Source organism: Tepidibacillus decaturensis, assembly GCF_001561915.1.
Taxonomy (GTDB): Bacteria; Bacillota; Bacilli; order Tepidibacillales; family Tepidibacillaceae; genus Tepidibacillus_B; species Tepidibacillus_B infernus.
Map to the genome: position 1 here is coordinate 1111052 of NZ_LSKU01000001.1, position 22459 is coordinate 1133510.

Consider the following 22459-nt stretch of genomic DNA (forward strand, 5'->3'; position numbering starts at 1 on the left):
TCTTTAGAAGAGGGTTTTTGTTTATACGTTAACTAAAAATAGAATTAAAAAATCCCACTTGCTTCAATGCGTTGAATTGCTTCTTTTAAACGTTTTATTTCTTGTACTAAGCCAATACGAACATATCCTTCACCATGAATACCAAACGCATCACCAGGAATAACAACGACACCTGTTTTATCCAAAAGCTCTATGGCAAAGCGATATGAAGTCCATCCTTTTGGAATTGGCGCCCATACAAACATCGTTGCTTTTGGTTTATCCATTTTCCAACCTAATTGATTTAATCCATCAACTAGAACGTCTCTTCTTTCTTGGTAAACTTTGTAGGATTGATTTGGTGATTGGATGTCACGTTGTAAAGCTTTTGTAGCCAAGATCTGCACCGCTTCAAAAACACCAAAATCAATATTGGATTTAATCATCATTAAAGGATTGATGATTTCAGCATTTCCTACCACATAGCCAACTCTTACACCAGCCAAATTAAAGCTTTTAGACAAAGAATTAAACTCAATTCCTACCTCTTTTGCTCCCTCAACTTCTAAAAAACTGTGTGGTCGATATCCATCAAAAGATAATTCGGAATAAGCCATATCATGTGCGACAATGATGTCATATTGCTTAGCTAATGCAACAACTTCTTGGAAAAAATCAATAGGCGCTACAGCAGACATTGGATTACTTGGATAATTAAGGATCATAAGCTTTGCCTTTTGTAAAACTTCTTTTGGAATATTAGAGAAATCAGGAAGGAAATCATTTTCTTGGAGTAAAGGCATTGGATATAAGGTTCCTCCAGCTAAATGAACACTCCCTGAATAAATAGGATAACCAGGATCTGGGACTAACACAATATCTCCATCATCAACAAACCCTTGTGCTAAATGAGCTAGGCCATCTTGAGAGCCCATTAAAACTAAAACCTCTCCATGAGATGGGTCGATTTGAACTCCGAAGCGAAATTGATACCAATCAGCAATGGCTTGCTTGAATTGATCATTTCCTTGAAAGCTAGGATAGCCATAGACTTCAGGTTTCTTTACAGCTTCTATCAATTCTTTTATTAACTCTGGATCAGGTGGCCGATCTGGACTTCCTATTCCAAGATCAATGATATCTATTCCTTTTTTTATTAAATCTTTTATTCTATTTGCCATTTCCGTAAAAATGGCTGATGAAAGTTTTTCAATGCGTTTTGAAGGAATAATCTTCATAACATCTTTCTCTCCCCTTTTTTTACTCTCTTTAGCCTAGAGTTGTGAGTTTTTTTAATATTTTACCTGTTACTTAGTAGAAATGCACGATAAATTTTTATTTTTTAAGAGGTGGAATCTGAAAGCTCTTTCACCTTTAATTGAAGTGCAAGAAACTATTTTCCCACGATCCATATAGTTATCATATGTATAGCGCTTATAATTTTTCCATTTTGGCTTTTTATCAATATTTATGATCTACTTTTTACTAGGATCGATTGGGATGTTTTTATTAAATTTGTTTTAGACAAAGAGTAGATCAACAAAGCGGCCCAGATAAAAATAAAACCCCAAGAGTGCGCTTGAGTAAAAGTTTCTTTAAAAACAAATATTCCAAGAATCAAGGTAATGGTTGGTGAAATATATTGCAAGAAACCAAGAGTTGATAGTTCAATACGTTCAGCACTTTTTGCAAACCATAATAAAGGTGTAGCAGTGGCGACTCCAGAAGCTAACAGTAAAAAAGTTGTAGTTAATGATATGTTACCTAAGGCACCAATTCCTTCTGATTGCTTTAATATAATATAGCTAAGAGCGACTGGGAACAAAACGGTAGTTTCTACTGCAAGCCCGACTGTTGAATCGACATGCACCATTTTCTTTAACAAACCGTAAAAACCGAAGCTTAATGCCAACGTAAATGCAATCCATGGTATACGACCATATTGAATGGTTATGATGGAAACACCAATAATAGCGAATGCCAATGCGATTCCTTGCGAACGATTCAATCTTTCTCTTAACACGATAACACCTAACAAAACAGTAATTAATGGGTTGATATAATAGCCTAAGCTTGCTTCAACTACATGATCAGCATTCACTGCCCAAATATAAGTAAACCAATTGATTCCAATTAAAATTGAAGCAAGAGAAATGAAGAGAATATTTCGTTTATTAGAAAGTGTAGTCTTAATCATCTGCAGATTTCTATAAACAAGTAGTAGTCCTATTACAAAAACAAAAGACCAGACGATTCGATGTGCTAATATTTCGGAAGCAGGTACTTGCTTTAGTAATTTCCAATACAACGGTAGAATTCCCCATGCTGTATAAGCTAAGATACCATATATCATTCCAGCCTCTTTTTGATTATTCATTTATAATTTGCTCCTTTTAATTCAATTTACATATATAGATGATAACGCTACTCTATCTCCTTCAAAAATTATACCACTTTCAGGCAAATCATAAATAAATATTTTTAACCGATTGGTATATTCGGGACAATTGGATGTAATTTACCAAAAAAACCAAGGGCAATTAATATAAGGAGGAGAACAAAAACTGAAAAATGATTGTCAGGTGTTGGAATGAGATACCGATCTTTCTGGGCCATTTTTCTTCCTCCTAACGCTTAGATTTCTTTTGAAATAGAGAAATAAATTCTTGAAACGTGTGATCATCCATATTGATAATTTGACCAATATCCTCTAGAAATTCACCGTATAAAATGACAGAGAGTGTCCCTTTTCGAGTAATTTGAATACTATTTACACTTAATATTCCAGATAACAATAGAGCTGCAGTTATCATTTCTAAACGATTATACTTCCATAAGTTTTTCGTATTAAAAGGGTTTTGATGCCTAGGATTTTGTTTTTTGTTTTGTCGTCGCGCCATCCTATTCACTCTCCTTACTAAAAGGATATGCAATAAAAAGTGAATTTGTTTTGAATAAAACATCTGATTTGAATATCAGATCCTTTCTGAAGGTATAATATTTTGGTAATATCTAGATTTTATTTTATGTAGAAATTTAGAAGGAAAATAGAGGGTGAAACTATTGTATTTTGGTAGTCATGTGAGCATTCGTAAAGGATATCTAGGGGCAGCGGTTGCAGCAAAAACGATTGGAGCCAAAGCCTTTCAATATTTTCCGAAAAACCCTCGAGGTTTAACGATTAAGAAATTTGATCGAACCGATGCAGAACGCTGCGCAGCCTTCACAAAAGTGCATGGTCTAATAACGATCGCCCATACTTCCTATCCTGTAAATTTGGCAGCAGAAGGAGACAAACAGAAAAAGATTATTCAATCTATTCTCAATGATTTAGAGATTGTAGAAGCTTGTCAATCGATTGGATTAGTGGTTCATTTTGGTGTCTACAAAGGAAAAGATCTATTACAGGGATATAAAAATATCATATCATCACTAAATATGGTGTTGAATCAATGGAATGGGAAAGCCTTGATTTTATTAGAAAATCAAGCAGGACAAAGTGCAAAAATGGGAATGACGTTAGAAGAATTGGTTTACATTCGTAATTTGGCTGATTCCCCTGAAAAAATAGGGTTTTGCTTGGATACTTGTCATGCATTTGCAAGTGGTTTATGGAATGGGGAAAACTGGGATGCATTACTTGAAAAAGGAAAACATCTGGGTTACTTTGATCACTTGAAAGCCATTCACCTGAATGATTCCATGTTTCCTACCGGTTCTTATCGGGATCGCCATGCAAATATTGGCAAAGGATATGTTGGAGAAAAAGGTTTTAAGCAATTTCTGAATACTAATTTGCTAAACAACTTACCCTTTATCCTAGAAACTCCTGAGTCTTCTCAATATACTCATCAACAAGAGATTGACTATTTAAAGAAATTAGTCAGTAAAGATAAATAACAAAAGTGAAGCATGATTTCAACTACGATTCCTTTTGTGGGTCATACTTTCCTATTTAACATATTCCCTATTGCGAATAAAAAGTCGCCAATGCCAGATGAATCCTGGTAGGAGTATTAAGGTACTAATAATATAAGAATAAATCAAGGCCCGATACATGGCTTCATTGGTAATGCTTTCGCTAATGGTTGCTGGAAAGATTAAGTATGGTAAGTGACCAGTCCCATAGGCATAGCTGGCTAGTAAATATTGAAAAATAGTACCAATTACATCATTTTATCTCTTTAATTAGAACAACATTTAACGATCGAAAAGAAAAGATTTCACAACAGCGAAGTATTCGCGAATATAAAGATTGGGCAATACATAAATAGGTGTCTTAGCAGGTAGTCCAGTAGGTTCAAATCCAATTCGTCTAGCTAAAAGCTTTGCACGGAATAGATGAAAATCACTGGTCACAATCAGAATTTTAAGAGGTTCCTTTTCACCCTTTTTTAATAACATATCCTTGCTAAATCGGAAATTTTCCATTGTGCTTGTGGATTGATCTTCGGTCAGAATTCGCTCTTTGTTAATCCCTTGTTCCACCAGATACTTTTTCATTGCCTCTGCTTCTGATATTGTTTCTCCAAAACCTTTTCCTCCAGTTACAACAACGGGAAGGTCAGGATACTTGCTTAGGTAATCAATACTGGTGTTAAGGCGTTCCAACAACGTTAAAGTGAGTTGATCATCATGTAGCCCAGATCCTAGGACAATCATATAATCTGCATCTACCTTATTTGTAGGATGTGCTGACATAAAAATTAAGGTTACTATCCAAATAAAGGAGGCCAACCAAATCATGATGAAGAGGGTTACTATTTTTTCAAAACGTTTAAACATAGAATACCAAGAACTTCTCTCATGAACCGAGTACTGGATCTTTAACTTGAAATATCCCCAAGCAACTAGGAGGATTCCCGCCCCAGCAGGAAAAAGGGTTCCAAAATTAATTCCACCGCCAACCAAGAGTAAGAAGATAAAATCCAATATACCAATCAAACCAATGATGATTAAAGTTCTACCTGCCATTTCTTTTTATAACAACCTTTCTACTTTTTCTGTTTTTATTTTTTAGATTAATCTTCGTATTTGTCAATTTTTACAGCAGCCACTTTATATTCTCCAGTATGACTAATAGGATCAAATGCACCATTCGTTAAAACATTGGTAGGTACTTCCCGATGATGAAAAGACATCCAGATCATCTTTTCAGAAACCTTATCAGTTACTTCGATAGCAGTGACTAATTCTCCTCTTCTTGATACAATTTTAATTCTATCACCCGTTTTTACATCTAATTTCATAGCATCCTTCGGATGAATCATCGCTCTTTCCTCTGGATGATAGGTTTTAAGGCTAGGCGAATATTGTGATGTTACATTATAATGATGAAGCCTTCGACCTGTAGAAAGAAGAAATGGATATTCTTCATCAGTTTCCTCTGCAGGAGAAAGGTGTTCGATTCCTTTAAATGTTCCTTTTCCTTTACTAAATTGGCCTATATGTAATACGGGTGTTCCAGGATGAGCCTTCGTTGGACAAGGCCATTGTAGCCCTTTCTCTTCTAAACGAGTATAATCCATTCCCCTATAAATTGGCGTAAGAGCAGCCATCTCGACAAAAATTTGTGATGGTGAATCATAGTTCATTGGGTATCCCATCCTAGTTGAAAGCTCGGAAATGATTTGCCAGTCAGGTTTAGAATTGCCGATGGGTTCAATTGCTTTTCTTACTCTTTGTACACGTCTTTCTGAATTAGTAAATGTGCCATCTTTTTCAGCAAAACTAGAGGCAGGTAAAATTACATTAGCCAACTGAGCAGTTTCTGTCATAAACAGGTCTTGAACCACGAGGAAATCAAGGCTTTCTAGAACTTTACGAACATGATTTCCATCTGGATCTGTTAAGACTGGATCCTCGCCTATAATATACATTGCTCGAATAGACCCTAAAATCACAGCATCAAACATCTCTGGTATGGTTAATCCAACCTTACTAGAAATCTCTACTCCCCAGCTTTTAGAAAATTGTTTTCTTGCTTCCTCATTAAATACTTTCTGATAACCGGGTAATACATCAGGTAATGCTCCCATATCACAGGCTCCTTGAACATTATTCTGACCTCGTAATGGGTTTACTCCTACTCTTTCTCTTCCTAAATGACCCGTCAACATGGCTAAATTGGCTATATTCATTACATTCATGGTTCCTACAATATGTTCTGTAATACCAAGTGTATAACAAATGATTGCATCGCGATTAGAAGCATATAAGCGAGCAGCTTCTTCAATTAGTTCTATAGATATCCCAGTAATTTGAGCTACTTTTTCAGGTGTATATTCTGAAACAACTTCAATTAATTCTGCAAGATTTTCCGTACGTTGATTGACGAAGTCTTTATCCCATAGCTCTTCTTTAAGAATCGTATGCATGATACCGTTTAACAAGGCAATGTCTGTTCCAGGCTTAATGGGAAGCCATAGTTCAGCCATCTCTGCCATTTCCGTTCTTCTTGGATCGATCACAATTAGTTTGGCACCATTTCGTATCGCTTTTTTCATTTTCACACCTAAAATTGGATGTGCTTCTGTAGGATTAGAACCAATTAAAAAAATGAGATTTGTATTTTCAATATCCTCGAATGAGTTTGTCATTGCTCCACTACCAAATGAAGTGGCAAGACCTGCCACTGTTGGAGCATGTCAAGTACGGGCACAGTGATCGATGTTGTTGTTGCCAATCACTGCTCTAATCCATTTTTGCATCAGGTAGTTTTCCTCGTTCGTGCAACGAGCTGAACTTAAAGCGCCAATTGAATCGCTCCCATATTTATTTTTAATCGCACTTAATTTTTCAGCCACTAGGGATAGTGCCTCATCCCAACTCGCTTCTACAAAAACACCATCTATTTTAATTAAAGGAGATGTAAGTCTTTCTTCACTATGAATAAAATCTGTACCAAAACGCCCTTTTACACAAAGATGGCGACCATTGACAATGCTTGTGGGATTGGAAGTAACACCAATCACTTTGCCATCTTTCACATTTAAATCAAAGTTGCAGCCTACCCCACAAAAGGGGCAAGTCGTTTTTACTTTTTCAATTTCCCAACTACGCCCTTTACCAATCATGTTTTTTTCTAAAAGGGATCCTGTTGGACAAACGGCGACGCAACTTCCACAAAAGACACAATCTGATTCGGCTAACGTCGTATCCATTGCAGTGGAAATTTTCGTATCAAAACCACGATAAGCAAAATGTAAGATACTTCTACCTTGCACTTCGGAACAGACCCTTACACATTTACCGCAAACAATACATTTATTCATATCTCTTACAATGAATGGATTATCGTCCTCAATGGGGTACTGATGTTTTCTGCCTTCAAAACTACTATGTTTAACTTGGTATTCATAGGCATATTGCTGAAGCAAGCAATCCCCATTCTTTTGACAAGTCATACAATCTAGTGGATGATCAGTTAGGTATAAGTCAAGAATCATTTTTCTAGATTCTACGACAGCTTCTGAGTGAGTCTTAACGATCATCCCTTCTGTTACTATTGTGCTACAAGAGGTTGGTAGATTCCTCATCCCTTCTATTTCTACGACACACATCCGACAAGAACCAGACAAGCTTAATTCTGGATCATAACATAGGGCAGGAATATGGATCCCTACTTGTTTTGCTGCTTGCATCACAGTGGTCCCTGATGGAACGGTTACCTTTCTACCATCAATCGTTAATGTGATATGATTCATACAGTTAAGCCTCCCCCTATAATCGAATTACCGCATCAAATTTGCAGGTCTCCATACAAACTCCACATTGAATACACACATTTGGATCAATTATATGAGGTTTCTTTACCGAACCAGAAATGGCATGAACAGGGCAGTTTCGAGCACAAGCGGTACAACCAATACATTTTTCCTGATCAATCTGGTAGGTTAATAGACTCATACATACACCTGCCGGACAGCGTTTTTGCTCAATATGGGCAATATATTCGTCGCGAAAATATCTTAATGTTGACAACACAGGATTTGGAGCGGTTTGGCCTAGACCACATAAGGAAGTGGTCTTCATCACTTCTGCCAGTTTTTCTAAAGTATACAAATCTTCTATTTTTCCTTCTCCTGTAGTAATTCGGGTTAAAATTTCAAGCATTCTCGTTGTTCCTTCGCGACATGGGGTACATTTACCACATGATTCACTTTGGGTGAATGTAAGAAAATACCTTGCGACATCGACCATACAGGTTGTTTCATCCATCACTACAAGTCCACCTGATCCCATCATAGCTCCAACTTCAATTAAAGAGTCATAATCAACAGGGAGGTCTAGTTGTTCTTCCGGCAAACATCCTCCTGAGGGACCACCGATTTGAACTGCTTTAAAACGTTTATTGTTTTGAACACCCCCACCAATATCAAAGATAATTTGTCTAAGGGTAGTACCCATTGGGACTTCGGCTAATCCAGTTCTTGCTATTTTACCTGTCAGACTAAATACCTTGGTTCCTTTACTATTCTCTGTTCCTATTGAAGTGTACCAGTCTACTCCTTTACGAAAGATAAGAGCTACATTCGCATAGGTCTCCACATTGTTATTATTCGTAGGGGATAGCCATAGGCCTTTTACAGCTGGAAAAGGAGGACGAAGTCGAGGCATTCCCCTTTTTCCTTCAATTGAATTTAGTAATGCTGTTTCTTCTCCACAGACAAACGCTCCAGCCCCCATTTTGATATGAATCTGGAAGTCAAAAGAGGTATTTAATAGATGGTCCCCTAAAAATCCGTGCTGTTCAGCGTTAGAGATAGCTGTTTTTAACCGTTTTATAGCCAAAGGATATTCTGCACGGACATAGATATATCCTTCATTGGCTCCAATGGCATATCCAGCAATGATCATTCCTTCTATTACAGCATGGGGATCTCCTTCAAGGATGCTTCTGTCCATAAAGGCTCCTGGATCTCCTTCATCGGCATTACAAACAATATACTTTTGTTCTCCCTTCGCATCTTTGGTAAACTGCCATTTCAATCCAGTGGGAAATCCTCCACCACCACGTCCACGAAGACCAGATTTTTTTACCTGTTCAATTACTTCGTCTGGGTTCATTTGAAGTACTCTTTTTAGTCCTTTATAGCCACCAGTTAAGAGATACTCCTCAATAAGTTCAGGGTTCATTCTTCCACAACGAGCAGTGACCTCACGGCTTTGGTTGATATAGAACTTCGATTCTTCCATGAGTGGAATTTCATGAATGGTTGAAACTTGATCGACTTGAAATTGAAATTCTGCCCATTCTATGATGGGTTGGCCACCTATAATATGGTCATCAATGATTCGTTCTACTTTGTCAGGGGTTATATTACCATACATAATGGCAGGATGGTTCGGCAAAGCAACTTCTACATTAACCTCCCGATAACACATACCAATACAGCTTGTAAAGTCTATATCTAAATCTAAGCCCCTTCTTAGAACTTCTTTCTCGATAGCCTCTTTCACCTTCTCAGCCCCCGCTGCAATTCCACAGGTCCCCATTCCTATGGTAATCCGAGGCTTAATTGGATCTTTCAATGGTACTCTCCCCTTTATTCGTAATAATTTAGTATTTCATTGATCTTATCTCGCGTTAATCTCCCAAATGTCTCATCATTGATCATCATGACAGGAGCTAGTCCACATGCTCCCAAACATGCGACAGACTCTAATGTGAACCTTTCGTCCTGTGTTATTTCCCCTTTCTTAATGCCTAGTTCTTGTTCAAGGATTTCTAGAAGGTGTGTTCCCCTGCTAACATGACAAGCTGTTCCTGAACAAATACGAATAAGATGGCGACCATGTGGTTGTAATTTAAATTGGGCATAAAAGGTAGCTACTCCAAACACTTCGCTAAATGGGATACGAAGCGATTTTGCTATTTTTTCCATTGCCTTTTTTGGTAAATAGCCATAGAGTTCTTGTGTGGCCTGTAAAGTTGGAATTAACGCCCCTTTTTGTTTCTTATACTGTTGCAGAATTTGATCAAGTTCTCTTTCTTTTTGATCCAACATCTCCCCTAACACCTTTACTCCCTCCTATAATCTTGACTAGCAAAAATGATATAATCTAAAATTGTTAACGCTTACATTTACCTACATATTAGTTCGTTTGTTGAGAAATAATTCCTGCATTTTTCTAAAAATAAAAAAATCATGATAATGTTGAGTAAATAAAAAACAGGCTATCAGTAGTGCGATGCCTGTTTATATGTTATTTTGTTATTTGTTATTTGTTATTTGTTATTTGTCCCAGTAATAAAGGCCAACATTTTTACGAGCTAATTGAACATAATGCGAAGCAGTCTCCCTTGCTTTGTTTGCTCCTTTTTGCAAGATGTTCATCACTTCTCCTCTGTCGTTTGCATACCCCTTACGTTTTTCACGATAGGGGCGGAAATATTCCCAAATCATGCCGAATAGCTCTTTTTTTACTTCTCCATATTTTAATCCAGGGGTAAGGAAACGATCTTTTAATTCTTCTTTTTCAGCTGGATTTAGAAATAAGGAATAAATCTCATATAAGGTATTGTTTTCAATTGGCTTTGGTTCATCAACAGGAGTTGTATCTGTTACGATAGACATTACTTTTTTTCTTAATGTTTCTTCATCTGCAAAGATCTCAATCGTATTGCCGTAGGATTTGGACATTTTTTGTCCATCGATTCCTGGAACGGTAGCGATCTCTTCTTCAATATCTTCCTCTGGTAAAACAAATGTTTCTCCATAGGTGGCATTAAAGCGTTCTGCAATATCTCTAGCAATCTCAATATGTTGTTTCTGGTCTTTTCCAACAGGAACCCTTTCTCCACCATAAGCTAGAATATCTGCTGCCATTAAGACAGGGTAAGAAAACAATCCATGTGTGGCTGGAATTCCTTTTACTACTTTATCTTTATAAGCATGTGCTCTTTCTAAAAGTCCCATACTTGTTACATTTGATAACAACCATGTAAGCTCCGTGACTTCTGGTACATCGGACTGTACCCAAAAAGTTGACTTTTCTGGATCCATTCCTAAAGCTAAAAAATCACAAGCGGCATTAAAAGTTCCCTCTTGTAACTTCTTAGCATCAAAGACGGAAGTTAACGCATGATAATTTACAATAAAAGCATATAATTCATTGTTTTCCTGATAGTCAACCATTCGTTTCATCATGCCAAAATAATTTCCTAGATGAAGTTTACCTGATGGTTGAATTCCCGATAAAATTCGCATCTAATCGTCACTCCTCAACAATCCTATCTTTTCCACTTTATAGCTTATTATTATATCGCAATTTTTGTTTTTTAAAAACCTAAATTGTCGGAGATTCGTTTTCCTTTTATAAAGTTTAGGATGACATGTGCTCCAATTCGACTTGTAACAGGACAGTAAGGTGCATAGGCTTGATCTAATACATCCGTCTAGAGAAATATAGATGATGTCGACTCGTGGCTAGATGGTTCTCTCCTCTTACTTCTACAGCTTGCAAAGCACAAATTGCCTCAATTGCTAGAACCCGTCTCGTATTGGTAATGATCAGATAGGCGTGTCGTGCGCTAATAGTTCCCATACTTACATGGTCTTCTTGGTTGGCTGAAGAAGGAATAGAATCAAGGCTTGCTGGATGGGCCAAGGTTTTATTCTCTGAAACAAGGGAAGCTGCCACATACTGCATAATCATGGCTCCAGATTGTAAGCCTGGTTCAGGACTTAAGAAAGGGGGTCAATGATCATTTAGCTGTGGATTAACTAATCTTTCTATACGACGTTTAGAGATATTGGCTAATTCTGCGATGGCAATCGGTTGCCGCATTGATTTCAATTTCTAATTTTTCTTTCACATTTAGTATATCATCAAAGTTTTCTTTAATTATTTTAGTGTTAATTTTTTCCTCGAATCATACCTTTTAAATTTTGGAAATCATTAGGAGAAGAAATGGTAAATATTTTTGTATCACTTATATCTCTTAGACTTGGTGCAAAGCGAAACCTAACAAATGACTTAACCCAAAAACTTGATCCGTATATCCTGCTGTATCAGTGTAATGTTCTTCAATTGAAAGATTAGATTCATGATGTAATAACTTATTTGAGTCTGCATGTAAGATTAAAAAATATTATATTTAAAATTACAGGAGTTATAGCAGTTGCAGCAGCATTATCATTATCTTTTAATACTAATCTGGAATAATTAGACCTGACAGTGCTTGGGTAATAGAAGATGTATATTTAAATGATTTTAATGAAGTTAGTACAACCATGGCTGTGACTAGTTCAGCTGGCACTATGAAATTTAATGATTATCATTACTTTGATATGACAACTGATGAAAAAACAAAAACTACTACACATGAATTTAGTCACGCTTTAGGTTTAGACCATACTAGTGGTACAGATGATATTATGCAACAAGGAAAACTTTCTATTACAAGTTTGTCTTCTACTGATAAGAGTTCATATGATGAAGCGTACGATACATATTAAAAAAAGGATGTGTAATTATTTATGAAAAAAATCTTAATAGTTTTAATGCTTTTAACTACGTTGATTTTAGGTGCATGTTCTAATAAAAATGTAAGTATGAGTGATTTACCCATAAAAATAAGCGTAAACCTTGGGGTGTTTACTGTGCGATGCAAGACAAAAGCACGAGGGTCACAAGGCCCACCACGCGCCCGCCATATCGTACCGAAGTGTACATAATGTTTGTGACGATCTCTATTTGAACAAGCAACCTAAAAAAAGTCGGTTCCTTAAAGTAAGGAAATCGACTTTTTTAGGTTGAAATTCGCTTAGCATACAAAATTTTCGAATGACGACGGTACCCCTATATCATGAATTAGATCACGATATAGTCCCTATTTGCTTGGTTATTATGAACTTTTAAAACCATCATAAAACCATCACTCACTTTATGATTTTAGATAAAATTATTTTATTTGTCTGTTGATTTGATGTATCGCTTGTCCTAAAGCGCCTTCTGCTGCTTCCATCACCATTTCTCCTAAGGTTGGGTGAGCATGAATTGTTAAGGCAATATCCTCCAAAGTTGCTCCCATCTCAATGGCTAATCCGATCTCAGCTATCAGGTTTGATGCCTCTGGTCCAACGACTTGTCCTCCTAACAACAAACCAGTTTCCTGATTGGCAACCAATTTTACAAAACCTGCATCTCCGGCATTCATTGATAAAGATCTACCATTTGCAGCATATGGGAATTTGCCAGTGATCACTTTTAATCCTTGCTCTTTTGCTTCTGTTTCATTTAGGCCTACACTTGCAATTTCTGGATCAGAGAAAACGACGGCAGGAATGGCTTTATAATCAATGGCACTTGGGTGACCTGCAATAGTTTCAGCTGCAACTTTCCCTTCGTAAGAAGCTTTATGTGCCAGTGCTGGTCCAGGTACAATGTCTCCAATCGCGTACACATTTGGTACGCTTGTTTTGCATTGATGGTCGATTTCAATTAGACCCTTATCGGTCATTTTCATATTGATCGCATCAAGTCCAATCTCATCTGTATTTGGACGACGGCCGACAGTTACTAACACATAATCTGCAGTGATTTGTTTTTCTTCATTGTTTCTCGTCGTAAATGTGACCGTGATGTCATGATCTGTCTGCTTTGCCTCTTTTGCCATCGCATTGGTGTAGACCTCAACTCCAAGCTTTTTAAGGTTGCGAGTAACAAGTCGAGACATTTCGGCTTCAAATCCGGGTAAAATTGAATCTAATCCCTCGATGACTGTGACCTTGGTTCCTAATTTTGCATAAGTTTGCCCTAACTCAATCCCTATATAACCGCCACCGATCACCATCATAGTTTTTGGTATCTCTTTTAGGGAAAGTGCTTCAGTTGAGGAGATAATTCTGCCACCATAAGGAAACGGTTTTAATTCAATTGGTCTTGAACCGGTAGCGATGATACAATGATTAAAACGATACCTACTACCTTCATAGCCACTGACGACACGGATTTCTTTTTCATTAACAAAAATCGCTTCACCTTTAACCCTTTCAACTTTGTTCCCTTTAAATAAAGAGCTTACCCCATCAGTCAGCTTTTTAACAACGCTTTCTTTCCATTCCTGAACTTTCCCATAGTCTATACTTATTCCTTCAGCCTGAATACCTATATTTGAGGCATGAGTCATTATTTCGTAATGATGAGCCGCAGAAATTAAAGCCTTTGATGGAATACATCCTCTATTTAAGCAAACGCCACCTACTTCATCTTTTTCTACAACGACAACTTTTTTTCCCAATTGAGCAGCTCGTATTGCAGCAACATATCCACCAGGCCCTGCGCCAATGACAACTACATCAACATCTTGTGTAAATTCACCAACAACCAAGTTTTACACCTCCATCACTAATAACTGTGGATCTTCTAAAAGATCTTTGACATAGTTTAGGGCATATTGTGCCGTTGCCCCATCAATAATTCGATGATCAAAGCTTAAAGATAATGCCATCACATCTGCAGGCATCACTTCACCATGTTTGACTACTGGTTTCTTTGAAATGCGACCCGTTCCTAAGATTGCAACTTCCGGATAGTTGATAACTGGAGTAAAGAACATTCCACCAGCAGATCCAATGTTTGTTATGCTAATAGAACTACCTTTCATTTCGTTTGCTGCCAATTTTCCTTCTCTTCCTCTTGTTGCTAAATCCTTAATTTCAGCAGCAATGGTAAAAATACTCTTACGATCGGCATCTTTTACTACAGGTACGATTAAACCGTTCTCCGTATCAGTTGCAATTCCTATATGGTAATAGTTTTTATATACAATCTCTTCTTTCTCATCATCAACAGATGCCCTCAAAATTGGGTATTGGCGAACTGCGGCAACTAAAGCCTTTACAATGAATGGCAAATAAGTGACCTTAACTCCTTTTTTCTCCGCCAATGGTTTGATTTTCTCTCTAAATGCAACTAATTCTGTTACATCTACTTCATCCATTACGGTGACATGTGGCGCGGTATATACCGACTTCACCATAGCATTTGCGATGACTTTACGAATACCTTTTAATGGCACTCTTTCTTCTAAACCCTCAACTTGTACCGCTTGAGAAACAGCTGTTGACGTTTTTGTTGGTTCAGCTGCTTTTGCAACAAATTGTTCAGTGGTTTGTACTGCTGTTTTACCAGCTATAAAATTCAAAATATCTTCGCTTGTTACTTGCCCATTACGCCCTGTGCCAGGAACTTGAGCAATGGAAATCCCTTTTTCCCTAGCAAATTTACGGACACTTGGTGTAGCTAATACTTTGCGATCATCAATTGATGGTGAAACAGCATTAGGTGTAGGAGTGTCTTGTTCCATTTTTTCCTTTTTAGGGACTCGTGGTTCATCGGCTATTTCTTTCTTAACATCATTATCAATGACTTCTTGATCTACAGCTTTTTTGTCTGCTGTTTCTGCAACGTTTCCTTGACCTTCTACTTTAAAAGTGATTAAGACATCGCCTACTACTGCTATTGCGCCTTCTTCCATCTTTAGCTCTAATACTTTTCCTTTGACAGGTGAAGGAATTTCAACAACAGCTTTATCATTTTGTACTTCCAATATGACTTGATCTTCTTCTACGATATCTCCTGGCTTTACATGCCATTTCATGATCTCCCCCTCATGGATACCTTCACCGATATCGGGGAGCTTAAATTCAAATACACCCATTTTTTTTAACCTCCTTTTTTCTTTCCAATTAAAAATCAAGTACTTGTTCAATACCTTCGATGACCCGTGTTGGGTCTGGCAACCATTCATCTTCAATCATGCCAAACGGATATACGGTATCAGGTGAAGTCACACGAAGAACTGGAGCTTCTAAATACAGAATCCCTTTTTCAGTAATTTGAGCAATGATTTCTGCTGCTGCTCCTGATGTTCTTTGGGCTTCCTGTACAACAATTGCGCGATTTGTTTTTTCTACCGATTTTAAAACGGTCTCTGTATCGATTGGATTGATGGTACGAAGATCTATTACCTCAACCTTTACTCCACGTTTCTTCTCAATTTCCTCTGCCGCTTTTAATGAGGTGTGAACCATCGCTCCATATGTAATAATCGTTATATCTGTACCCTCACGAACGATATTGGCCTTGCCAATTGGAACGGTATATTCGCCTTCAGGTACTTCTTGACGGAAAGAACGATATAGTTTCATATGCTCCATAAAAAAGACAGGATCATTATCACGAATGGCTGAAATCAATAAGCCTTTGGCATCATAGGGGTTGGATGGAATAACTACCTTCAATCCAGGAGTTTGCATTAAATACCCCTCTAAACTGTCTGCATGTAATTCTGGTGTTTTTACTCCACCACCAAAAGGAGCTCTGAAGGTTATGGGGCTATGGAATCTACCATTGGTACGGTATCGAATGCGTGGAGCTTGTGCACAAATGGAGTCCATCGCTTCAAAAATAAAACCAATAAACTGAATTTCGGCAATTGGGCGATATCCCATTAATCCTAAACCGATTGCTAACCCTGCAATTCCTGATTCTGATAAGGGGGTGTCAAAAACACGGTCTTCTCCAAATTCATCTTGCAATCCAGCTGTTGCCCGGAAAACACCTCCGTATTTTCCTACATCTTCCCCAAATAATAAGACGTTGGTATCTCTTGCTAATTCAACACGCATTGCATCAGTTATCGCTTGAATCATTGTCATTTGTGGCATTTTATTTTCCCTCCCTAGCAAATAAAGCTTTTTGTTCTTCTAAGTAAGGTGGTGTTACTTCAAACATGCTATCTAATAAACCAGAAATGGTCATTTTTTCATAAGCATCTGCTTTTTTCAATGATTGGTTAATTTCTTCTTTTGTTTCTTCAATCAATTTGTCTTCCTCTTCCTCTGTCCAGATTCCTTTGTTTTTAAGGAAACGTCTATATCGGATGAGTGGGTCTTTTTCTTCCCATTCTTTTTCTTCTTCTTTAGAACGATACCTTGTTGGATCGTCACCAGACATGGTGTGAGGACCAAAACGATAGGTTGAAACCTCAATAAGTGCTGGGCCCTCATCATTTTTAGCATCGTTTGCTGCCTCTGATACTACTTTATATACGGCTAAAACATCCATCCCATCCACTTGAGTAGCAGGGATTCCAACCGCAACTGCTTTTTGAGCTAAAGTTGCTGCAGCAGTTTGTTTTTCCCTAGGTACAGAGATGGCATAGTGGTTGTTTTGAATAATAAAGATGGCTGGTAAATTGAAAGCTCCAGCAAAGTTCATTCCCTCGTAAAAATCTCCTTGAGATGTACCGCCATCTCCAATAAACGTCATTGCTACTTTTTTTTCTTTCTCTTTTTAATACCCATGGCAACACCTGCCGTCTGAACGTACTGTGCACCAATAATTATTTGTGGGACAAAAGCTTGAACGTTTTCGGGGATTTCTCCACCATGTTGATGGCCACGAGACCAAAGAATAGCTTGGTATAGCGGCAATCCATGCATAATCATTTGTGGTATATCTCGATAGGTTGGTAAAATAAAATCTTCTTTGTCTATAGCGGATTCGCATCCGACCATGCTTGCTTCTTGACCAGCAACAGGCGCATAAAAACCAAGTCTTCCTTGCCTATTTAAACTGATTGCACGTTGATCCCAAATACGGGTAAAAACCATTTTTTTCATTAAATCTCTTAATTGTTCATCACTTAGCTTTGGCATGGCTTCTTCATTAACCACATTTCCAGAGACATCAAGGATTGAAAAGGGTTCAATTCCTTCAATTTGACCTGATATAATTCTTCTCATGAAGCTCACCTCTTTTTTAAAAAATAAATCCCTATCATTTAAAATCTTCCCATTTGACGAATTTTTATCATGATTCTTGATGTAATTGTTTTTTCAAAAACAGACAAACTCATACTAAAGGAGAGATCATCAATGAACGATCAACGATATTACAAACGAATAATTATTAAGGAAAAAGTAGAATCAAAGTATTTAGGAGAAAGTAGAACCGCAATCATTTATCTTCCACCAGGTTATAACGAACTTTTGACTTACCCTGTCGTTTATTGTCAGGATGGTGAACAATTTTTCAACTTTGGTCGGATTGCGACTCAAGCTACTCGCCTGATATTAGATGAAAATATTGAACCGATGATTATTATTGGAGTAGAAATGAAAAAAAACGTAAGAACTTCAGAATATCATCCTGAAGGCTCACGTTTTCCAAATTATACTCGTTTTTTTGTGGAGGAATTTGTTCCTTTTGTAGAAAATCGTTTTCCCATTAGACAAGAGGCAGATCAAAGAACTTTGGCTGGCGATTCTTTAGGTGGAACGGTTTCACTCCAACTTGCTTTAGACCACCCAAATCGATTTCGCAACATCCTTTCATTGTCAGGGGCCTTTTTTGAACCAAGTTTTGTCCGCATTCAGGCGGAACAAGATCTATCATGGCTTACGATGTATATGGTGGCTGGACTCGATGAAACGGCTGTACAAACTGATGCTGGAACCTTTAACTTTTTGGAAATCAATCGAAAGACAAAAAAGCTTCTTGAGGAAAAAAAAGCTAACATTCATTATATTGAAAGACCTGGAACCCATATTTGGGGATTTTGGCAAAGAGAAATCCCAGATGCATTACGTTTCTTTTTTGGTTCTATTGTGTAATATCGTATTTTGTTTTTAATTCAATCATCATTTGATTGATTTCATTTTCATATAAAGTATCAAAGGATTGGGCGTTTTCATAGATAAGTTTATCACCATATTTATTCTTTAGTGCGATTTTCAAGTGAAAAAGAAACTCTTCTATGGATGAAACATTGGCTAACTCTTTTAAAGTACCTATTTTTTCTAGCTGAATCGAGGGTACATTGAATTCCTCTATTCTCCCTCCTGAAGCGATCTCATAAAATTGTTGAACGAGTTTAGCCTTTTCCGCCCCAATTCCTAAAACATTGATGAAGGCATGGGCAATAAAAGCCTTCAATTGGCGTCGTTGAGCAATTCCACAGAACTTTCTATGATTGATACTTAAGTCGTAGTCTCCTGGACAGTAGGAACCTTTTATCTCACCCTTTTCAATTCTTACAGGGTAGGATTGAAGGGTATCCTTAATCAGTTGAAAGATGATTTCAAAATCTTGCTGAAAACGGTATATTTGGCCTTTGATTGGCTGGATCAACGATATGTTTATAACACCATTGTCTAAAGGCACAGCTGCACCACCTGAGTGGCGAACCATCACTTCATACCCTTGATCATGAAGCCATAATTTTGCTTTACCTGCATGAGGTAATCGACTATCTCGTAATCCCATTACAAATGCTTTGGGATGTTGCCAAATATGGATTATTGGTTCATGTCCATCCCCGACTTTTTGGCATAACTCTTCTTCAAACGCAAAAGGATAGAGAATAGAAGGTATTCTTTCGTTTTTTATACGATCTATCACAATCGGCATCTTTAGCTCTCGTCTCCTACTGTTGCTTTTCTAAAGCAACTTCATTTTTTAATTCCTTTATGAAGTGAAAAATAAACTTTTGGTTAAAAGGTCTTCACCCAACTTTGTATTAGGGAAAATCGTTTGAGTATCCTCTAAAAAATCTTCAGGATTTGTCAAGGATGGGCTAAAATGAGTTAACCAAAGTTCTTTCACTTGTCCATTCTTAGCCAATGTGGCGGCTTCAGAAAAAAGCATATGTTTATGTTCTTCTGCTTTATGAAGATATGCATCCGATCCATACATTCCTTCAGCGATCAACAAGTCTGCATCACGAACAAATTCTATTAAGTCATCAGTTGGTCTTGTGTCTGTACAATAAGCGACTTTTAAACCTTTTCTTGGTTCATCAAGTACCATATCTGGTGTAAAATGTTTCCCCTCAAAATAGACCTCCTCTTCCTTCTGTAGTTTTTTCCAGAATTCAAGAGGAACATCATTTTTTTGGCCTTTTCCGGATTAAATTTTCTCCCACGCTTTACCTCTAAGGTGTAGGCTAGGCATGGGATGGTATGCTCAACTGGAAGTGCATGAATGATTAGATGATTGATTTTTACTGTCTGTATTTTATCTAGCGGAAGTTCAATCAGATGAAGTTCATAAGGAAGATTCGGGGCGATCACGATTAGACCCCTAATTACTTCATTCAACCCTGTTGGTCCTATCAATGTAAGTGGTTCTGTTCTGCCAGAATTTCCAATAGTCAGAAGTAGTCCTGGCAAACCTACTACGTGGTCTGCATGGTAATGAGTAAAACATATGGCTTCAATTGCTTTCAGTCCCCATCCTAACCTTTTTAAAGGAATTTGTGTTCCTTCACCACAATCAATAAGTATCAATTTTCCTAGATAGGAGGCAATCATAGAGGTTAACCATCGGTTTGGAATCGGCATGGTTCCTCCATTGCCTAATAGGCAGATATCTAGCATACTAATCTCCTCTACAAATGGATTTCATTCATTCTTAGTTTTTCTCTTTTTTGAAGAAAAAACCTACCGTTTTGCAGGTAGGTTATACTTTAGGCTATCTGTAGTTTGTAAATTGTAGCTCTAAGCCATAGTCTTTTCCTTTTAATAGTTGTATGACAGATTGTAAATCATCTCTACTTTTGCCAGATACGCGAATTTGTTCACTCGTGATCTGCGCTTGGACTTTGATCTTAGAGTCTTTGATATCTTTTATGATTTTTTTTGCAACATCGGTTTCTATACCTTGTTTTATTTTGATCATTTGGCGAACCGTTCCACCAGATGCCTGCTCTATCTTACCATAATCTAAGTTTTTAATCGATACTTTTCGATTGATTAACTTGGTTTGAAGAACATCGATTACACTTTTTAACTTATATTCATCATCTGAGACCATTTTGATTTCTTCCCCTTGAAGGCTTACTTCAGATTTGCTATTTTTGAAATCGTAACGTTGAATGATTTCTCTCACTGTTTGATTGATTGCATTATCTACCTCTTGCATATTGACCTCGGAAACAATGTCAAATGAATTATCTTTTGCCATAAATCATCATCCTTTCTACTTGTAACTTTTATCACTTATGTACTCTTACATTATACAATAATCACGATTATACGTGGTTTGATTCCCCATCAGAATTTTTTTTCTTTCGTGGACGTGGGCCAAAGTACTGATAATAGTCAACTTTTAAATTCCCATTGTATAGTTTTCTTTTTTTCGTTGCGGGCTTTCCGAACAACGTTTCAAACTTTTCATAGGAAGTCAAGATATAATAGGACCATGTATCCAGTTTAGTAAAAACTCTCCCCATGTCTATGTATAATTGCTCAACTTCTCGCCGATCACTTAAACGCTCCCCATAAGGAGGATTGCAGATAATGGCTCCATATTTTTGCTCACTCATTATTTGTCTTACATCCATGCGCTGAAAATGAATCTGTTCATCTACTCCTGCTTCATATGCATTTCTTTTAGCCACTTTCAAAATTTCCCCATCTATATCGCTACCGAGAATCTCTAAAGGGCGATCATATTGTGCCAAATCATGGGTTTCTGCCCTAGCTTGCCGCCAGATGTCTCGGGGAATAATAGGCCAGCTTTCTGAAACAAATTCACGATTCATACCTGGGGCAATATTCTGACCAATTAAAGCTGCTTCAATAGGAATGGTACCTGACCCGCAAAAGGGGTCAATTAAGGGTAAATCAGGATTCCATTTTGTAATTTGGATCAATGCGGCAGCCATGGTTTCTTTCAATGGTGCTGCTCCAATCCAATCTCGATATCCTCTTTTATGCAATCCAGGACCAGACGTATCGATCGTTAGGGTTGCAATATCCTTTAATAAGGCAACTTCCACCTTAAATATAGGCCCATTTTCCTCAAACCACTCCACTTTATATGTTTTTTTCAGGCTTTCAACGATTGCTTTTTTAGTGATGGCTTGTACATCTGGCACACTAAAGAGTTTGGATTTTACAGATTTTCCTTCAACAGGAAATTGTCCGTTTTTCGGAATCCAATCCGCCCAAGGAAGAGACTTTGTTTTCTCAAACAATTCTTCAAATGTCGTTACTTTAAATTCACCGATCTTTAATCGGATACGATCGGAGGTACGCAACCAAAGATTAGTCTTAGCTATTGCTGATAAATCGGTGGTAAATTCAACCTTGCCATTATCTACTTTGACTTCATATCCTAACTTTTTGACTTCGTCTGCTACAACAGCTTCAAGTCCAAAGGTGGAGGTAGCAATTAAGTTCACTTTCTGCATCGTAAAAAAACTCCTTTCACTATTGGAAAGTTTACCCTTTTTTCTGATTGAAATCCAGTGTTTAATTATTTATAGATTCATAAAAAATTTTTCTAAAAATATTTTACAACAGGAACTTTTTAGTATATAATCTAAATTGACCATTGAACTTAAAAGAATAGTTTAGGATTGAGTAATAAATCGTAACTTCATTAGAAGCGGAGCGAATTTTTTTACGATTCCTACGCTTTTATGAATTACGATTTTTTGTTTTTCCAAAATATTTTTTGA

General features: G+C 37.2%; 20 protein-coding genes and 3 pseudogenes. 3 read left to right on the top strand and 20 right to left on the bottom strand.

Translation table 11 applies throughout. The annotated features are described in order from the left end of the window. Positions 1–44: 44 nt before the first annotated feature. The 4 genes from U473_RS05435 to U473_RS05445 form a co-directional block, all read right to left on the bottom strand. Complete coding sequence (locus tag U473_RS05435) at positions 45–1217, bottom strand: LL-diaminopimelate aminotransferase (RefSeq protein WP_068724143.1); 1173 nt, start codon at positions 1215–1217, stop codon at positions 45–47. Positions 1218–1447: 230 nt separating this feature from the next. Continuing rightward, positions 1448–2356, bottom strand: a complete 909-nt coding sequence (gene rarD / locus U473_RS05440; RefSeq protein ID WP_068724146.1) for an EamA family transporter RarD — start codon at positions 2354–2356, stop codon at positions 1448–1450. A 104-nt stretch (positions 2357–2460) separates the two neighbouring features. Next, on the bottom strand, positions 2461–2595 hold the full coding sequence (locus U473_RS15395; RefSeq protein ID WP_268807436.1) for a hypothetical protein: 135 nt from the start codon (positions 2593–2595) through the stop codon (positions 2461–2463). A gap of 11 nt (positions 2596–2606) precedes the next feature. Then, complete coding sequence (locus U473_RS05445; protein WP_068724148.1) at positions 2607–2879, bottom strand: hypothetical protein; 273 nt, start codon at positions 2877–2879, stop codon at positions 2607–2609. Between the two features lie 163 nt (positions 2880–3042). Here U473_RS05445 and U473_RS05450 point away from each other — a divergent pair, with 163 nt between their 5' ends. Beyond that, on the top strand, positions 3043–3879 hold the full coding sequence (locus tag U473_RS05450; protein ID WP_068724150.1) for a deoxyribonuclease IV: 837 nt from the start codon (positions 3043–3045) through the stop codon (positions 3877–3879). Between the two features lie 300 nt (positions 3880–4179). On the opposite strand, the gene U473_RS05455 is transcribed toward U473_RS05450, so the two are convergent. The 7 genes and pseudogenes from U473_RS05455 to U473_RS15655 form a co-directional block, all read right to left on the bottom strand. Next, a complete protein-coding gene (locus U473_RS05455) occupies positions 4180–4953 on the bottom strand; it encodes a YdcF family protein (protein ID WP_068724153.1) in 774 nt (257 codons plus the stop codon). Positions 4954–5000: 47 nt separating this feature from the next. After that, positions 5001–7685: a formate dehydrogenase subunit alpha gene (fdhF, locus tag U473_RS15180; protein WP_082732390.1), complete on the bottom strand. Its 2685-nt coding sequence runs from the start codon at positions 7683–7685 to the stop codon at positions 5001–5003. Between the two features lie 16 nt (positions 7686–7701). Beyond that, a complete protein-coding gene (gene nuoF, locus U473_RS05470) occupies positions 7702–9513 on the bottom strand; it encodes an NADH-quinone oxidoreductase subunit NuoF (RefSeq protein WP_068724160.1) in 1812 nt (603 codons plus the stop codon). 14 nt (positions 9514–9527) lie between these two features. After that, positions 9528–10001 (bottom strand): NADH-quinone oxidoreductase subunit NuoE, encoded by a 474-nt coding sequence (nuoE, locus tag U473_RS05475; protein WP_201024146.1) that lies wholly within the window; start codon positions 9999–10001, stop codon positions 9528–9530. A 216-nt stretch (positions 10002–10217) separates the two neighbouring features. Next, complete coding sequence (gene trpS / locus U473_RS05480) at positions 10218–11192, bottom strand: tryptophan--tRNA ligase (protein WP_068724163.1); 975 nt, start codon at positions 11190–11192, stop codon at positions 10218–10220. A gap of 184 nt (positions 11193–11376) precedes the next feature. Further along, positions 11377–11760: pseudogene (locus U473_RS14200) on the bottom strand (aromatic amino acid lyase); the annotation flags it as partial. A 160-nt stretch (positions 11761–11920) separates the two neighbouring features. Then, positions 11921–12043 (bottom strand): annotated as a pseudogene (locus U473_RS15655) (Tn3 family transposase); the annotation flags it as partial. A gap of 175 nt (positions 12044–12218) precedes the next feature. Here U473_RS15655 and U473_RS05490 point away from each other — a divergent pair. Next, on the top strand, positions 12219–12443 hold the full coding sequence (locus tag U473_RS05490) for a matrixin family metalloprotease (protein ID WP_068724167.1): 225 nt from the start codon (positions 12219–12221) through the stop codon (positions 12441–12443). 446 nt (positions 12444–12889) lie between these two features. Here the strand turns inward: U473_RS05490 and lpdA are convergent, their stop codons facing one another. The 4 genes and pseudogenes from lpdA to pdhA form a co-directional block, all read right to left on the bottom strand. After that, positions 12890–14317, bottom strand: a complete 1428-nt coding sequence (gene lpdA / locus U473_RS05495) for a dihydrolipoyl dehydrogenase (RefSeq protein ID WP_068724170.1) — start codon at positions 14315–14317, stop codon at positions 12890–12892. Positions 14318–14320: 3 nt separating this feature from the next. Then, positions 14321–15649 (bottom strand): 2-oxo acid dehydrogenase subunit E2, encoded by a 1329-nt coding sequence (locus tag U473_RS05500; protein ID WP_068724173.1) that lies wholly within the window; start codon positions 15647–15649, stop codon positions 14321–14323. Between the two features lie 28 nt (positions 15650–15677). Then, on the bottom strand, positions 15678–16658 hold the full coding sequence (locus U473_RS05505; RefSeq protein ID WP_068724175.1) for an alpha-ketoacid dehydrogenase subunit beta: 981 nt from the start codon (positions 16656–16658) through the stop codon (positions 15678–15680). A 1-nt stretch (position 16659) separates the two neighbouring features. After that, positions 16660–17738: pseudogene (gene pdhA / locus U473_RS05510) on the bottom strand (pyruvate dehydrogenase (acetyl-transferring) E1 component subunit alpha). Positions 17739–17870: 132 nt separating this feature from the next. Between pdhA and U473_RS05515 the strand changes: the two are divergent. Next, positions 17871–18608, top strand: coding sequence for an alpha/beta hydrolase (locus tag U473_RS05515; RefSeq protein ID WP_068724180.1), 738 nt, complete (start codon positions 17871–17873; stop codon positions 18606–18608). Here the strand turns inward: U473_RS05515 and U473_RS05520 are convergent. The 5 genes from U473_RS05520 to U473_RS05535 form a co-directional block, all read right to left on the bottom strand. Continuing rightward, positions 18598–19404: a lipoate--protein ligase family protein gene (locus U473_RS05520; RefSeq protein ID WP_068724182.1), complete on the bottom strand. Its 807-nt coding sequence runs from the start codon at positions 19402–19404 to the stop codon at positions 18598–18600. The two genes, U473_RS05515 and U473_RS05520, sit on opposite strands and share 11 nt — an antisense overlap. A 57-nt stretch (positions 19405–19461) precedes the next feature. Next, complete coding sequence (locus U473_RS14985; protein WP_201024147.1) at positions 19462–19803, bottom strand: MBL fold metallo-hydrolase; 342 nt, start codon at positions 19801–19803, stop codon at positions 19462–19464. Then, positions 19773–20372 carry an MBL fold metallo-hydrolase gene (locus tag U473_RS05525; RefSeq protein ID WP_201024148.1) on the bottom strand — a complete coding sequence of 200 codons (600 nt, stop codon included), beginning with the start codon at positions 20370–20372 and terminating at the stop codon, positions 19773–19775. Before U473_RS05525 ends, U473_RS14985 begins: the two co-directional genes overlap by 31 nt. Positions 20373–20466: 94 nt before the next feature. Next, on the bottom strand, positions 20467–20958 hold the full coding sequence (locus U473_RS05530) for a YajQ family cyclic di-GMP-binding protein (protein ID WP_068724184.1): 492 nt from the start codon (positions 20956–20958) through the stop codon (positions 20467–20469). A gap of 67 nt (positions 20959–21025) precedes the next feature. Beyond that, positions 21026–22189 carry a THUMP domain-containing class I SAM-dependent RNA methyltransferase gene (locus U473_RS05535; protein ID WP_068724187.1) on the bottom strand — a complete coding sequence of 388 codons (1164 nt, stop codon included), beginning with the start codon at positions 22187–22189 and terminating at the stop codon, positions 21026–21028. Positions 22190–22459 lie beyond the last annotated feature (270 nt).

Excerpts from the sequence above, each read along its gene's own strand:
- U473_RS05435 (WP_068724143.1), bottom strand. The coding sequence starts at position 1,217 with ATGAAGATTATTCCTTCAAAACGCATTGAAAAACTTTCATCAGCCATT.
- rarD (WP_068724146.1), bottom strand. The coding sequence starts at position 2,356 with ATGAATAATCAAAAAGAGGCTGGAATGATATATGGTATCTTAGCTTAT.
- U473_RS15395 (WP_268807436.1), bottom strand. The coding sequence starts at position 2,595 with ATGGCCCAGAAAGATCGGTATCTCATTCCAACACCTGACAATCATTTT.
- U473_RS05445 (WP_068724148.1), bottom strand. The coding sequence starts at position 2,879 with ATGGCGCGACGACAAAACAAAAAACAAAATCCTAGGCATCAAAACCCT.
- U473_RS05455 (WP_068724153.1), bottom strand. The coding sequence starts at position 4,953 with ATGGCAGGTAGAACTTTAATCATCATTGGTTTGATTGGTATATTGGAT.
- trpS (WP_068724163.1), bottom strand. The coding sequence starts at position 11,192 with ATGCGAATTTTATCGGGAATTCAACCATCAGGTAAACTTCATCTAGGA.
- U473_RS05490 (WP_068724167.1), top strand. The coding sequence starts at position 12,219 with ATGGCTGTGACTAGTTCAGCTGGCACTATGAAATTTAATGATTATCAT.
- U473_RS05500 (WP_068724173.1), bottom strand. The coding sequence starts at position 15,649 with ATGGGTGTATTTGAATTTAAGCTCCCCGATATCGGTGAAGGTATCCAT.
- U473_RS05505 (WP_068724175.1), bottom strand. The coding sequence starts at position 16,658 with ATGCCACAAATGACAATGATTCAAGCGATAACTGATGCAATGCGTGTT.
- U473_RS05515 (WP_068724180.1), top strand. The coding sequence starts at position 17,871 with ATGAACGATCAACGATATTACAAACGAATAATTATTAAGGAAAAAGTA.
- U473_RS05520 (WP_068724182.1), bottom strand. The coding sequence starts at position 19,404 with ATGCCGATTGTGATAGATCGTATAAAAAACGAAAGAATACCTTCTATT.
- U473_RS14985 (WP_201024147.1), bottom strand. The coding sequence starts at position 19,803 with ATGGTACTTGATGAACCAAGAAAAGGTTTAAAAGTCGCTTATTGTACA.
- U473_RS05525 (WP_201024148.1), bottom strand. The coding sequence starts at position 20,372 with ATGCTAGATATCTGCCTATTAGGCAATGGAGGAACCATGCCGATTCCA.
- U473_RS05530 (WP_068724184.1), bottom strand. The coding sequence starts at position 20,958 with ATGGCAAAAGATAATTCATTTGACATTGTTTCCGAGGTCAATATGCAA.
- U473_RS05535 (WP_068724187.1), bottom strand. The coding sequence starts at position 22,189 with ATGCAGAAAGTGAACTTAATTGCTACCTCCACCTTTGGACTTGAAGCT.